Source organism: Pseudomonas sp. JDS28PS106, from assembly GCF_036706555.1.
Lineage (GTDB): Bacteria > Pseudomonadota > Gammaproteobacteria > Pseudomonadales > Pseudomonadaceae > Aquipseudomonas.
Map to the genome: position 1 here is coordinate 239321 of NZ_JBAJGT010000004.1, position 14030 is coordinate 253350.

10 protein-coding genes and 2 pseudogenes are annotated in these 14030 nt (G+C 64.5%); all 12 read left to right on the forward strand.

The genetic code is table 11. The annotated features are described in order from the left end of the window. Window positions 1-39: 39 nt before the first annotated feature. Window positions 40-4030 (forward strand): annotated as a pseudogene (locus TRP66_RS08455) (Hpt domain-containing protein); the annotation flags it as partial. A 65-nt stretch (window positions 4031-4095) separates the two neighbouring features. Then, window positions 4096-5964 (forward strand): annotated as a pseudogene (locus tag TRP66_RS23565) (hybrid sensor histidine kinase/response regulator); the annotation flags it as partial. Then, complete coding sequence (locus TRP66_RS08460) at window positions 5957-6424, forward strand: chemotaxis protein CheW (protein WP_333401067.1); 468 nt, start codon at window positions 5957-5959, stop codon at window positions 6422-6424. The pseudogene TRP66_RS23565 and the gene TRP66_RS08460, both read left to right, overlap by 8 nt. Before the next feature lie 189 nt (window positions 6425-6613). Next, window positions 6614-8290: a malonate decarboxylase subunit alpha gene (gene mdcA / locus TRP66_RS08465; protein WP_333401068.1), complete on the forward strand. Its 1677-nt coding sequence runs from the start codon at window positions 6614-6616 to the stop codon at window positions 8288-8290. Beyond that, entirely contained in the window at window positions 8290-9165 is an 876-nt protein-coding gene (locus TRP66_RS08470) for a triphosphoribosyl-dephospho-CoA synthase (RefSeq protein ID WP_333401069.1), read from the forward strand. The genes mdcA and TRP66_RS08470 overlap by 1 nt, the downstream gene beginning before the upstream one ends. Continuing rightward, a complete protein-coding gene (locus TRP66_RS08475; protein WP_333401070.1) occupies window positions 9166-9465 on the forward strand; it encodes a malonate decarboxylase subunit delta in 300 nt (99 codons plus the stop codon). Continuing rightward, complete coding sequence (locus tag TRP66_RS08480) at window positions 9458-10309, forward strand: biotin-independent malonate decarboxylase subunit beta (RefSeq protein ID WP_333401071.1); 852 nt, start codon at window positions 9458-9460, stop codon at window positions 10307-10309. Before TRP66_RS08475 ends, TRP66_RS08480 begins: the two co-directional genes overlap by 8 nt. Continuing rightward, window positions 10306-11109: a biotin-independent malonate decarboxylase subunit gamma gene (gene mdcE, locus TRP66_RS08485; RefSeq protein ID WP_333401072.1), complete on the forward strand. Its 804-nt coding sequence runs from the start codon at window positions 10306-10308 to the stop codon at window positions 11107-11109. Before TRP66_RS08480 ends, mdcE begins: the two co-directional genes overlap by 4 nt. Next, the gene (locus tag TRP66_RS08490) at window positions 11100-11735 is read left to right on the forward strand and encodes a malonate decarboxylase holo-ACP synthase (RefSeq protein ID WP_333401073.1); all 636 of its coding nucleotides are present in this window, start codon (window positions 11100-11102) and stop codon (window positions 11733-11735) included. The genes mdcE and TRP66_RS08490 overlap by 10 nt, the downstream gene beginning before the upstream one ends. After that, window positions 11732-12667, forward strand: a complete 936-nt coding sequence (gene mdcH, locus TRP66_RS08495) for a malonate decarboxylase subunit epsilon (RefSeq protein WP_333401077.1) — start codon at window positions 11732-11734, stop codon at window positions 12665-12667. The genes TRP66_RS08490 and mdcH overlap by 4 nt, the downstream gene beginning before the upstream one ends. Window positions 12668-12730: 63 nt before the next feature. After that, window positions 12731-13123, forward strand: a complete 393-nt coding sequence (madL, locus tag TRP66_RS08500) for a malonate transporter subunit MadL (RefSeq protein ID WP_333401079.1) — start codon at window positions 12731-12733, stop codon at window positions 13121-13123. A gap of 5 nt (window positions 13124-13128) precedes the next feature. Next, on the forward strand, window positions 13129-13893 hold the full coding sequence (gene madM / locus TRP66_RS08505) for a malonate transporter subunit MadM (RefSeq protein WP_333401081.1): 765 nt from the start codon (window positions 13129-13131) through the stop codon (window positions 13891-13893). Window positions 13894-14030 lie beyond the last annotated feature (137 nt).

Here is a 14030-nt window from a genome sequence, read left to right on the forward strand (position 1 = left end):
GCGATAACTCACGTGACCGGGAAGAAGGCAGGGGTTGCCATGGCTGATCGTCACGACTATGTCGCCCTGGAATGGCTCAAGGGCGAGATTGCCGAAAGTCTCGCGCAAGCGCGCCAGGCGCTGGCGGAGCACGCCGAGGCGTCCGCCGGAAGCGAAGCGATGGCGCGCTGCCTGGATCTGGTCCATCAGGTGCACGGCAGCCTGCAGATGATCGAGTTCTACGGCGCGGCGCTGCTGGCCGAGGAAATCGAACAACTGACCCTGGCACTGGAACAGAATCGCGTCGCCCATCGCGCCGAGGCGCTGGAGCTGCTCGATGACGCCATGCTCCAGTTGCCGGCCTACCTGGACCGCATCCTCGAAGCCCGCCGCGACCTGCCGCTGGTGGTGTTGCCGCTGCTCAACGACCTGCGCAGCGCCCGGGATGAAAGTCTGCTGTCGGAGACCAGCCTGTTCGCCCCGCAATTGGTACAGGTTCCCGAACTGGATCCTCAAGAACTGGCCCGCCGCGACACGCCGGAGTTGCCCGGCTTGCTGCGCAAACTGCGCCAGACGCTACAGGCCGCGCTGGCGGGACTGATGCGCGAGCAGGGCGTGCAGACCCAGTTGAGTTACATGGCGAAGGTGTTCGCCCGGCTGGAACAACTCTGCGAAGACGCGCCCCTCGGCCCGCTGTGGCGGATCGCCTCGGCGCTGGTCGAAACAATGGTCAATGGCAACTTCACCAACAGTCCGGCGTTGCGCAGCCTGCTCAAGGACGCCGACAAGGAGCTCAAGCGCCTGCTGGAGCAGGGCGTCGCCGGCATCAACCAGCCGGCTCCCGAAGAGTTGCTCAAGAGCCTGTTGTTCTACATTGCCAAGTCCGACAGCCAGGCGCCGAGGATGCAGGACCTCAAGGATCAATACGCGCTGAACGACGCCTTGCCCGGCACCGAAGTGGTTGACCGCGAACGCGCGCGCATGGTCGGGCCGGACCGCGACGCGATGCGTTCGGTCATTGTCGCGCTGTGCGAAGGGCTGGTGCGGGTCAAGGAGCGGCTCGACCTGTTCGTGCGCGGCGACCGCCAGCACGTCAGTGAGCTCAACGCGCTGCTGCCGCCACTGCGGCAGATCGCCGATACCCTGGCCGTGCTCGGTTTCGGCCAGCCACGCAAGGTCATTATCGACCAGCTTGGTGTGGTGCTGGGCCTGGCCCAAGGGCAACGCGAACCCAACGATGCGGCGCTGATGGATGTGGCCGGCGCGCTGCTATATGTCGAGTCGACCCTGAGCGGCATGCTCGGCAGCACCGAGCCTTCGGACCGGGAGGAAAGCCGGCTGCCCACCACCGACCTGACCCAGATTCATCAACTGGTCATTCGCGAAGCGCGGCTGGTGCTGCAACAGGCCAAGGATGTGATCCTCGACTACATCGACGGTCAGTGGCAGCGGCAGCGGCTCGAACCGCTGTCCGGGCTGGTCGTGCAAGTACGCGGCGCGCTGGGCATGATTCCGCTGGCACGCGCCGCGAGCCTGCTGGCGGCCTGCAACGAGTACATCGTCGAGCACTTGCTGGTCGACGAGCAGCGGCCGACCTGGCTGCAACTCGACGCGCTGGCCGACACCCTGACCGGCGTCGAATACTACCTGGAACGCATGGGCGAAGACCCCGGCGCGCCGGGCGACCAGATTCTCGATCTGGCGCAGCAGAGCCTGGCACGACTGGGTTATCTGCCGGCGCCGGAGAACGTGCCGATCCTGGAAGAGGTCGTCACCCAGGATGAACTGCTGGACCTGGACGTCAGCCCCGCACAGAACATTGCCCAGCTGCTGGCCAGCCCGCTTTCCGCCGTCAACCCGCCAGGCCGCGACTTCCCGGCCAGTCTGCTGCCGCCCCCGGCCCATGAGACGTCGGTGGATGTGGAGCTGCGCGACGTGTTTCTCGAAGAAACCGAAGAGGTGCTCGACGCCTTGCGCGAGTACCTGCCGCGCTGGTTCGCCTCCCTGAGTCGCAGCGAAGTCGGCGATGCCGCCGCGCTGACCGAGATACGCCGGGCGTTCCACACTCTCAAGGGCAGCGGGCGAATGGTCCGGGCCCTGGTGCTCAGTGAGTGGGCGTGGGCGGTGGAAAACCTGCTCAATCGTATTCTCGAAGGCAGCGTGCAGGCCGACCCGCGCGTGCAGCAACTCATGTCCGAGGTGCTGGCGCTGCTGCCGGCCATCATCGAAGACTTCGCCGAGGGGCGGCAGCATCAGCGCGATGACGTCGACCTGCTGGCCGCCCGAGCGCGTGCGCTGGCCAGCCAGCAACCTGCCGAGACGGCCGAGGGCTTCGATCCTCAGCTGCTGGAAGTCTTTCGCCAGGAAGCGCAAGGACACCTCCAGGCGCTGGAGGGTTTTCTCGACGCTGCGCAGGTCGATGAGGCGCAGGCGCCGCCGATCACCGACGCACTGCTTCGCGCGCTGCATACGCTCAAGGGCAGCGCGCACATGGCCGGGGTGCTGCCGATCGCCGAACTGGCCAGCCCTCTCGATCAACTGGTGCGTGAATACAAGGCCAACCTGATCGCGCTGGGCGCCGAGGAAATCAGCGTGCTGCGCGATGCCTTGCCGCTGCTGCGCGGTGGCCTGCGACAACTGGACAGCGACCCGCTGGCGCCGATTCCCGGCGCGGCCAGGTTGATCCAGACCGCGACCAGCCTGCTCGACGATCGACTCGCCGCAGCGCTGCGCGATTCCGACAACGGCCTGCGCATCAGACACAACCCTGGACTGATCGAATCCTTCCTGGCCGAAGGCATGGACATCGTGCTCGACGCCGAAAGCCTGCTGCGACGCTGGCGCGAGCACCCCGGCGAACGCCAGGAACTCAATGCCCTGCTAGACGAACTGACGACCCTGGGCCACGGCGCGCACCTGGCGGACCTGCCGCAAGTCGACGAGCTGTGCGAAGCCTTGCTGGACCTGTATGGCGCCGTGGAAGAAAGCAGCTTGGGCATCAGCGAGCGATTCTTCGATGAGGCTGAACATGCCCACGAAGCCCTGATCGACATGCTCGATCAGTTGGCGGCCGGGCAGAACGTTGATCCGCGACCCGAATGCATCCGTGCGCTGCATGCCTTGCTGGATGACGCCCTTGATCCGGCCCAGACAGGATTGATCGAGCGCGTTGGCGCAACGTCCAGCATCACGGCCCTGAGCGATGCGACCCAGTCGCTCGAACGGCAGGCCGGCGCAGATGACCCGGACGACGGCATCGTCGAAATCTTCCTCGAAGAAGCCGCGGACCTGCTGGACAGCGCGGGACAGGCGTTGCAGCGCTGGCTGGACGAGCCCGAAAACGCCGCGCCGCTGTCGTCATTGCAGCGGGACCTGCACACCCTCAAGGGAGGCGCGCGGATGGCATCGGTCGCGCCGGTCGGCGACCTCGGGCATGAACTGGAAAACCTCTATGAAAGCCTGATCGATCGACGTTGCAGTTATTCGGCGCCTCTGGCCGATCTGCTGCTGCGCTGTCACGACCAGCTCGCGGTCATGCTCGAACAACTGCAACGCCATGAGCCGCTGTGCGACCCCGCGCGATTGATCGAAGCCCTGATCGACGCTCGCCGGGGGAATGTGCCCGACGTGGAGGAGCCACAGCCCGCGAATCCGGCGCCCGAAGACGATTCCCGGCAGAAAGACGCCGAGTTGCTGGAGATTTTTCTGGAGGAGGGCTTCGAGATCATCGAAAGCTCCGGTGCCGCTCTGGCCCGCTGGCAAGCCGATCCACAGAACCTGCTGGAAGTCGAAAACCTGTTGCGCGACCTGCACACCCTCAAAGGCGGCGCGCGGATGGTCGAGATCGCGCCCATCGGCAATCTGGCCCATGAACTGGAGTCGCTGTACGAAGGCCTGTCGAGCGGCGCGATGCGACCCGGTCCGATGCTCATGAGCCTGTTGCAGAGCAGCCATGACGTACTGGCCGACATGCTCGACGCCGTGCGCCACGACAAGCCGCTGCCCAACGCGGCGCTGTTGATCGACGGTATCCGCAAGCTCGCCAGCCTCGATCTGGCGCCTGTATCGCGGCCTGTCGAACGGGCCCGGCCCGCGCCGGTCGCGCCACCCGCGTCGGTCGCCGCCGATTCGGAGCCGGAGCGCATCGTGCCGGAAACCGTGAAGGTGGTCGCCGAGCAGCTGGAAAACCTGGTCAACCTGGCAGGCGAGACGTCCATTTTCCGCGGGCGAATCGAACAGCAGATCATCGATACCCAGGCCACCCTCGCGGAGATGGAGACCACCATCGAGCGTATGCGCGATCAATTGCGCCGTCTGGACGTGGAAACCCAGGGCAGCCTGCTCAGTCGTGAGCAGGCCCAGGCCGAACGGCTGGGCTATGAGGAATTCGATCCGCTGGAAATGGACCGTCATTCCCAGTTGCAACAACTGTCCCGGGCGCTGTTCGAATCCGCCTCGGACTTGATGGACCTCAAAGAAACCCTGGGCACCCGTGCCCGGCTTGCCGAGACGCTGCTGTCCCGGCAAGCCAAGGTCAACACTCAGTTGCAGGAAGGGCTGATGCGCACGCGCATGGTGCCTTTCGAGCGAATGGTCCCGCGTCTTCGCCGGGTGGTGCGTCAGGTCGCTCAGGAGCTGGGCAAGAAAGTGTTGTTCGAAGTCGGCAACGCCGAGGGGCAAATGGATCGCAGCGTGCTGGAGCGCATGGTCGCGCCACTGGAGCACATGCTGCGCAACGCCGTGGACCATGGTCTGGAAAGCACTGAAAAGCGCCTTGCGTCCGGCAAGCCGGAAGAAGGCCGGATCGATCTCAATCTGACCCATGAAGGCGGCGACATTGTCATCGAACTCAGCGACGATGGCCTCGGAGTCGATCTGGCAGCCGTGCGCCGCAAGGCCATCAAGCGCGGCATGATCCACGCCGACGCCGATCTTTCCGACCATGAAGTCTTGCCCTTCATTCTTCAGGCGGGGTTCTCCACCAGCGACATCATCACCCAGATTTCCGGGCGCGGCGTCGGCATGGACGTGGTGCATGCCGAGGTCAAGCAACTCGGCGGTTCGATGCTGATCGACTCTGTTCCCGGCAAAGGCACGCATTTCCGCATCCGGTTGCCTTTCTCGGTCTCGGTGAACCGGGCGCTGATGGTGGTCTGCGGCGAAGAGCAGTACGCAGTGCCGCTCAATACCGTGGACGGCATCGTGCGGGTCATGCCCGGCGAGCTGGAGGCGTGCTACCAGGCCAGCCCGGCGCGTTATCAGTACGGCGGCCGCAGCTATGAACTGCGGTATCTGGGTGAACTGCTGAATCAGGGGCGTCCGAGCCTGATCGGCGAAATGCAGGCGCTGCCGGTGCTACTCGTGCATTTGCAGGACCAGTGGGTCGCGGTGCAGGTTGATGCCCTGGCGGGATCGCGGGAAATCGTGGTCAAGAATCTCGGCGCGCAGTTTTCGCGGGTGCAAGGGATTTCCGGCGCGACCATTCTGGGCGATGGTCGCGTGGTGTTCATTCTCGACCTGATGGCCCAGATTCGCGTGCTGCAAAGCCGGCAGCAGGCGCAACTGGCCACCGGCGCCAACCCGCCTGCCTATAGCGAGATCGAGCACACCCGACCCGTGCGGGTCATCGTGGTGGATGACTCGGTGACCATGCGCAAGGTCACCAGCCGGCTGCTGGAGCGCCACGGCATGCAGGTGCTGACGGCCAAGGACGGCGTCGACGCGTTGCGCTTGCTGGAGGATTTCACGCCGGACGTCATGCTGCTGGACATTGAAATGCCGCGCATGGACGGCTTCGAAGTCGCCGCCCACGTTCGCAAGGACGAGCGCCTCAGGGACCTGCCGATCATCATGATCACCTCGCGTTCAGGCCAGAAGCATCGCGACCGCGCCAAGAGCATCGGCGTCAACGATTATCTGAGCAAGCCTTATCAGGAAACCATGTTGCTCGAAAGCATCGCCCACTGGACACAGGTCAATGCCTGAACGCACCTTGCAGGCCACGCGCCTGACGACCCTCACCGGCCTGCTGCTGCCCCTCAGCGACCGCAGCCTGCTGCTGCCCAACGTGGCGGTGGCCGAACTGATCGATTACCAGGATTGCAGCGCCGATCCAGACGCTCCTGCGTGGTATCTGGGGCAAATCACCTGGCGGGAACTGACCCTGCCGCTGCTCAGCTTCGAAGCCGCCTGCGGCGGGCGCACGCTGGTGGGCGGGCGGGCGCGCATCGTCGTCCTCAACGCGCTGGGCGGGCGAGACGACCTGCGTTTCATTGCCATGCTCGTTCAGGGCATCCCACGCTCCTGCAAGGTCGATAGCCAATTGAGCTACGTCGACGTTCCCCTGGCGGAACTGGAAATCGCCGCCGTCCAGATCGGCGAAACCGTCGCCCGCATTCCCGATCTGGTTGGTTTGGAGCAGTGGTGGGTGAATGCCAGCCGGTGAACCGCTTATCGCCAGCAAGCTGGCTCCTACGAGATCAGGTGTAGGAGCCAGCTTGCTGGCGATCCGCACCCTGCACATCCCCACCAAAAAACCATTAACCTGAGCGTAACAATCCCGCCTTGAGCTTGATTGATGCGCTACGCCTTTCGCTCCTAAGGTGTCCCACGACAGCGAAATCGTGGAGCGAGCATGACAACTATAAATTCCCCCGACGCGCGCTGGTCGCGTCGTCGCAGCGAGAAGCAGCGGCGGCTCGAACAGGTTCGGAGCCTGGCCGACGGCGTGGTTCTGCCCAGCGACAGAATCGTCGAGGCACTGGAAGCCCTGTTGGTCTCCGGCGACCGGGTGGTCCTGGAAGGCAATAACCAGAAACAGGCGGACTTCCTCTCCAGAGCCTTGGCCAAAGTGGACGCCGGCAAGGTGCACGACCTGCACATGATCATGCCCAGCGTCGGGCGCGCCGAGCATCTCGACCTCTTTGAACAGGGCATCGCCCGCAAGCTCGACTTTTCCTTCGCCGGCACCCAGAGCCTGCGCATCAGCCAGTTGCTGGAAGACGGCCTGCTGGAAGTCGGCGCGATTCATACCTACATCGAACTGTATTCACGTCTGGTCGTAGATCTCATCCCCAACGTGGTGCTGGCCGCAGGCTTCATGGCTGACCGGGCGGGCAACATCTATACCGGTCCGAGCACCGAAGACACCCCGGCGCTCATCGAACCGGCCGCGTTCAGCGATGGCATCGTGATCGTGCAGGTCAACGAGCTGGTGGATGACGTCAGCGATCTGCCACGGGTCGATATCCCCGCTTCCTGGGTAGATTTCGTTGTCGTGGCCGACCGGCCTTTCTACATCGAACCCCTGTTCACTCGCGACCCGCGACACATCAAGCCAGTGCATGTGCTGATGGCAATGATGGCGATCCGCGGGATCTACGAGAAGCACAACGTCCAGTCGCTGAACCACGGCATCGGCTTCAACACGGCGGCCATCGAGCTGATTCTGCCGACCTACGGCGAGTCTCTTGGGCTCAAGGGCAAGATCTGCCGCAACTGGACGCTCAATCCCCATCCGACGCTGATCCCGGCCATTGAAAGCGGCTGGGTCGAGAGCGTGCATTGCTTTGGCACCGAGCTGGGCATGGAGCAGTACATTGCCGCGCGGCCTGACGTGTTCTTCACTGGCCGCGACGGCTCGCTGCGTTCCAACCGCCAGCTCTGCCAATTGGCCGGGCAGTACGCGGTGGACCTGTTCATCGGCGCGACTTTGCAAGTCGACGGCGATGGACACTCTTCCACCGTGACCCGCGGTCGCCTGGCGGGTTTCGGCGGCGCGCCCAACATGGGTCACGATCCGCGCGGTCGTCGGCACGGCACTCCCGCCTGGCTCGACATGCGTCAGCAGCAAGGCGACGGCCCGGCCGCCTATCTGGAGCGCGGCAAGAAGCTGGTGGTGCAGATGGTCGAAACATTCCAGGAGGGTGGCAAACCCACCTTCGTCGAAACCCTGGATGCGGTGGAAGTCGCGCGCAAGAGCGGCATGCCGCTGGCGCCCATCATGATCTACGGCGACGACGTGACCCACCTGCTGACCGAAGAAGGCATCGCTTATCTCTACAAGGCCCGCAGCCTTGAAGAGCGTCGGGCGATGATCGCCGCCGTCGCCGGCGTGACTGCAATCGGCCTGCGCCACGATCCCAGGGACACTGCGCGCATGCGCCGCGAAGGGCTGATCGCCTTGCCGGAAGACCTCGGCATCCGTCGCACCGATGCCAGCCGCGAATTGCTGGCGGCCAAGAGCATTGGCGATCTCGTGCAATGGTCTGGCGGACTGTACAACCCGCCGGCCAAGTTCAGGAGCTGGTGATGAGCGCACTCAGACAAACACTCCGTAAAACAACCCTGGCCGACCGGCTTGCTGATCTAGCAGTTGATGCCTTGATCGACGAAGCGGATCTGTCGCCAAAACCGGCGCTGGTCGACCGGCGTGGCAGCGGCGCGCACAGCGACCTGCATCTGGGCCTGATGCATGCCTCGGCGATGTCGCTCTGGCCCGCTTTCAAGCAGATGGCCGAAGCTGCCGGCAATATCGGCGAGATCGGCCAGCCGTTGCGTGAAGCAGTGGGCCGGCTCGGACGCGAAGGCGAAGCGGCGATGCTGGTCACGACCGGGGGCGTCAATACTCATCGCGGCGCTATCTGGGCGCTGGGTTTGCTGGTCGCCGCAGCGGCACTGGCGCCTGAAGATCTGGCGCTGGAAAGCTTGTGCGAGCGTGCCGCGCGCCTGGCCCGAATCGAGGATCGCCACGCCGGTGTGCAAGCCAGTAATGGGCGTCAGGTCGCGCAAAAGTATGGCGCCCCCGGGGCCCGGGAGCAGGCGCAGCAAGGCTTTCCCGCGGTTCGCGAATACGGCCTGCCCCGGCTGCACGCCAGCCGCAACGCCGGAAGCGGCGAGCAGAACGCGAGACTCGACGCATTGCTGGCGATCATGAGCCATCTGGACGACACCTGTGTACTGCATCGGGCGGGGCCGCAAGGACTCGACGTCATGCAGCGAGGCGCGCAACGCGTGCTGGATGCCGGGGGCAGTGCCAGCCTGACCGGGCGTCGCTGTCTGCGCGAACTCGATCAGCAATTGCTGGCCCTCAACGCATCGCCCGGCGGCGCTGCGGATCTGCTGGCCGCTTGCCTGTTCATCGATAGCCTGGAGCCTGCGCTCGGCCATCCTGCGAGGAATAACTGAATGGAAACCCTGTCTTTCGAATTCAACGCCGGGCAGCCGCCGCGCCATCGCGCATTGGTGGGCTGTGTCGGTTCGGGTGATCTGGAAGTGATGATCGAACCCGGCCAGCCGGGCAAACTGGCGATCCAGGTGGTGACCTCGGTCAACGGCGCATCACAGCGTTGGCAGCATTTGTTTGAGCGCATGTTCAATGAGCAGACCCCGCCGGCCTGCAGCATCGAGATCCACGATTTCGGGGCTACGCCCGGTGTGGTCCGGCTGCGTCTTGAGCAGGGTTTCGAGGAGGTGGGTCATGACTGATGCCGCTCGTCTATTGAATCAACACAGCTTCATCGAGCTGGGCGCGCGTCAGCGAGCGCGGGCGTTGCTGGATGAAGGCAGCTTTCGCGAGCTGCTGGACCCGTTCGACCGCGTCATGTCGCCCTGGCTGGCGATGCAGGGCGTCGTGCCTCAGGCCGACGATGGCGTGGTGGTCGCCAAGGGAATGCTGAACGGCAAACCGGTGGTCATCGCAGCCATCGAAGGCTCGTTCCAGGGCGGCAGCATGGGCGAAGTGGGCGGTGCCAAGATGGCCGGCGCACTCGAACTGGCCGCCGAAGACAACCGCAACGGCATCCCGACCGCCGCGATCCTGCTCCTGGAAACCGGTGGTGTGCGCCTGCAGGAGGCCAATCTGGGGCTGGCGGCGATTGCCGAGATTCATGCCGCGATCGTCAACCTGCGCCAGTATCAGCCGGTGATTGGCATCGTGGCCGGCAGCGTCGGCTGTTTCGGCGGAATGTCCATCGCGGCGGGCTTGTGCAGCTATCTGCTGGTCACTCAGGAGGGGCGGCTGGGCCTCAACGGTCCGCAGGTGATCGAGCAGGAAGCCGGTATCGAAGAATACGACTCGCGCGACCGGCCCTTCATCTGGAGCCTGACCGGCGGCGAGCAGCGTTTCGCGACCGGGCTGGTGGATGGATTCGCCGCCGACGACGTCGCGGACATTCGCACGCAGGTCGAGCACTGGCTTGAGCAGGGCGTACCCGCCGAGCACCGCAGCGGTCAGTACGATCTGTTCCTGCAACGCCTGGCGCGGCTGGATACCCAGTCGCAGATCGAGCCGCAGACGGTTCGCAGTCTCTATCGAGGAGCGCAATCATGAGCGAATCGCAGCGCGGTTTGAACTGGTTTCAAGGGCTGAGCGCAGACGCGGCCCCGGTGGTCGGCCTGCCGGCCTCGTTGAAGGTGGCTGACGGGCAGATCGGCGAAGTGCCGGCGCGGTTCGTGGCAGTCGTGGCGGACAGCGATAACCGCTTTCCTCGCGCCCGGCAGGGTGAAGTCGGCCTGCTGGAAGGCTGGGGACTGGCGAAGGCGATCGATGATGCCATCGAGCTGGATCGCGCCGCCGGGCAGAAGCGCGCGCTGATCGCGATCATCGACGTGCCAAGCCAGGCTTATGGCCGCCGCGAAGAAGCCCTGGGCATTCATCAGGCCTTGGCCGGTGCCGTGGACAGCTATGCCCGCGCGCGTCTGGCGGGGCATCCGGTGGTGGGGCTGCTGGTGGGCAAGGCCATGTCAGGCGCCTTTCTGGCTCACGGTTATCAGGCCAACCGGCTGATCGCGCTGCGCGATCCGGGGGTGATGGTGCATGCCATGGGCAAGGCGTCGGCGGCGCGGGTCACCATGCGCAGCGTCGAAGAACTGGAACGCTTTGCCGCCAGCGTGCCGCCCATGGCCTACGACATCGAGAACTACGCCACGCTGGGGCTGCTCTGGGAAACCCTGTCGGTAAGCCGGATCGACCAACCGACTCAAGATGACCTCGCGCAAGTCCGGGAAGTGCTGGGGGCGGCGATCCGCGATATTCAGGCCAGCGGCAGCGGCCTCAGCGGACGGCTGGGCGGCAGTAATCGCACCGCTTCCGCCCGTGTTCGCCAGATGCTGCGAGCACAGTGGTCGTGAACGGCACGCCGGCGTTCATGCCCCATGATTTGCTCTGGGGACTGGCGCCGTGTGCCTTGCCCGTGGATGTGCCGGCCTGGGCGCTGGATGTGGTCGGGCGCGGTCATCCGGTCGTGGTGCGTCGCCAACGGCTGGCACATGGCCTGATCGCCGTGGGTGTGCGTGGCCCGGCGCGTGAGCAGCGTTATGCCACGCATATGGCTAAGGCGTGTGTTCAGCGCAGGGTAGTGCCCGAGGAGTTGATCGGCGTACAAAGCTCGGGCGTGCAATGGCCCGCCTTGCGAGCCTTGCAGGAAATCAGCCCGCTGATGAACACCCTGGGCCTGCGCTGGGGCGTCACCGGCAGTGCAGGCTTCGAACTGGCGAGCGGCGTTGCGGCGTTGCACTCGCACAGTGATCTGGACCTTATCCTTCGTACGCCTTGTTTTGTAGAGCGGCACTGGGCGGCGGAACTGGTCGATGCACTGGACGGCGCGTGCTGTCGGATCGACGTACAGTTACAGGTGCCGGCCGGCGCGATCGCGCTGCGTGAATGGGCGAGGGCGGATGCGAAAGTGCTGCTGAAAACGTCAGAAAGCGCTGTGCTGGTCAGTGATCCGTGGCAAATGCAGGAGGCTTGCGCATGAGCATTCTGTGGGCGTTTCCCGGTCAGGGTGCGCAGCAGGTCGGCATGCTGCGGGACCTGCCGGACGACCCGGTGGTCCGGGAATGCCTGGCGCAGGCGGCGCTCGCTCTGGGCGAAGAAGCAACGACTCTCGACACAGCCGAAGCGCTGCAATCGACCCGCGCGGTTCAGCTCTGCCTGCTGATCGCGGGAGTCGCCAGCGCCCGGCTTTTGCAAGCTCAGGGCTGTGCACTGGATTATGTGTCGGGCCTGTCCATCGGCGCTTATCCCGCGGCGGTCATTGCCGGATCGCTGGCCTTCGACGACGCGTTGCGGCTGGTGGCGCTGCGAGGCGAATTGATGCAAAGCGCTTATCCACAGGGCTACGGCATGACCGCAGTACTCGGCCTGGACCTGGCTCAGGTGGAGTCATTGATTACCGAGGTGCACCGCCCTGATTTCCCGGTTTATCTGGCAAACATCAATGCGGACAGCCAGATGGTCATCGCCGGTCGCACTGACGCCATGACCGAAGTCGCGCGCCGGGCAAAGCAGGCGGGCGCGGCTACCTGCAAGCGACTGGCAGTCAGCGTTCCGTCCCATTGCGCGCTGCTCGACAAGCCCGCCCAGGCGCTGGCCGATGCGTTCGCGAAGGTTCGCGTGCAGCCGCCACGCATCCGTTATCTGAGCGGCAGCACCGCGCGGCCCTTGATCAAGGCCGATCAACTGCGCGACGACCTGGCGTTCAACATGTGCCGGGTAGTCGATTGGCGCAGTACCGTGCAGACCGCTTACGAGCGCGGCGTGCGCTTGCAGATCGAAATGCCGCCTGGCGCGGTGCTGACCGGCCTGGCGCGCAAGGTGTTCGAACAAGGTACGGCGGTGGCCTTCCAGGGCGCCCGTCTTGACAGTCTGGTCGCGCTCTCGCGCGAGGAGGTAAGCCGCAACCCCTAGAACGGATGCTGCTGCGAAGGACAAAAACAACAACTTCGGCAACGCAATCGAGGAATAACAACAATGATTATCTACGGCGTGGCATTTCTGGGCTTCTGTACTCTGGCGGGGCTGTTCATCGGCGAGGTCCTGGGCAAGCTCATTGGCGTCCCGGCCAACGTGGGCGGAGTCGGTATCGCGATGTTGCTGCTCATAGGTCTGGGCAGCTGGCTGGCCAAACGCGGTCTGTTCAAGGGCAAATCCGAACAAGGCGTGGAATTCTGGGGCGCCGTTTATATCCCTATCGTGGTCGCAATGGCGGCACAGCAGAATGTATTCGGCGCGCTCAAGGGTGGGCCGATGGCGATACTGGCCGGCACGCTGGCGGTCGTCGTCGCATTCGCGCTGGTGCCTGTGCTGACCCGCATGGGAAGCCATCAGCCGGAAGTACCGGCGCCTACCAAGACCGCAGGGTGACCGCCATGTACGACTCTCTCGTGAAAGTGGTTACCGGATACGGACTGATCAGCGGATTCGCGGTCATCGGTATCACGATGTGGATCTCCTACTGGATATCCGAGAACTTCACCAAGGGCCGCCTGCATGGTTCGGCCATCGCGATTCTGCTGGGGCTGGTTCTGGCGTATGTCGGCGGAGCCATGACCGGGGGCCAGAAAGGCGTGGTGGATGTGCCGCTGCTGTCCGGAATCGGCCTGCTGGGCGGCGCGATGCTGCGTGACTTTGCGATCGTGGCGACGGCCTTTGGGGTCAATGTCAACGAACTGAAACGTGCGGGGTATGCGGGCGTGCTGTCGTTGTTCGTCGGGATCGGCACTTCGTTCATTGCCGGGGTCGGCGTGGCTGGAGCCTTCGGTTACACCGATGCGGTCAGCCTCACTACCATCGGTGCCGGAGCCGTGACCTATATCGTTGGTCCTGTAACAGGCGCGGCCATCGGCGCCAGTTCGGAAGTCATGGCACTGTCCATCGCGGCGGGTTTGATCAAGGCGATTCTGGTCATGGTCGCCACGCCGTTCATCGCCCCTTTTATCGGTCTGAACAACCCTCGCAGTGCGGTGATTTTCGGCGGGCTGATGGGGACTTCCAGTGGTGTAGCTGGCGGCCTGGCGGCAACCGACCCCAAGCTCGTGCCTTATGGCTGCCTGACGGCGGCGTTCTACACGGCTTTGGGTTGTCTGCTGGGGCCTTCGCTGTTGTTCGTGTCCATGCGTGGGATTCTGGGGTAGGGCCGTCTGATCGCCAGCAAGCTGGCTCCTACAATTTCGTGCGTAGGAGCCAGCTCGCTGGCGATCGCCGCACCGCGGATTGTCTGACGGACCGCGTTTCCTGCGTCACGAGCTTCGCTCCCTCCCACATGGACGGT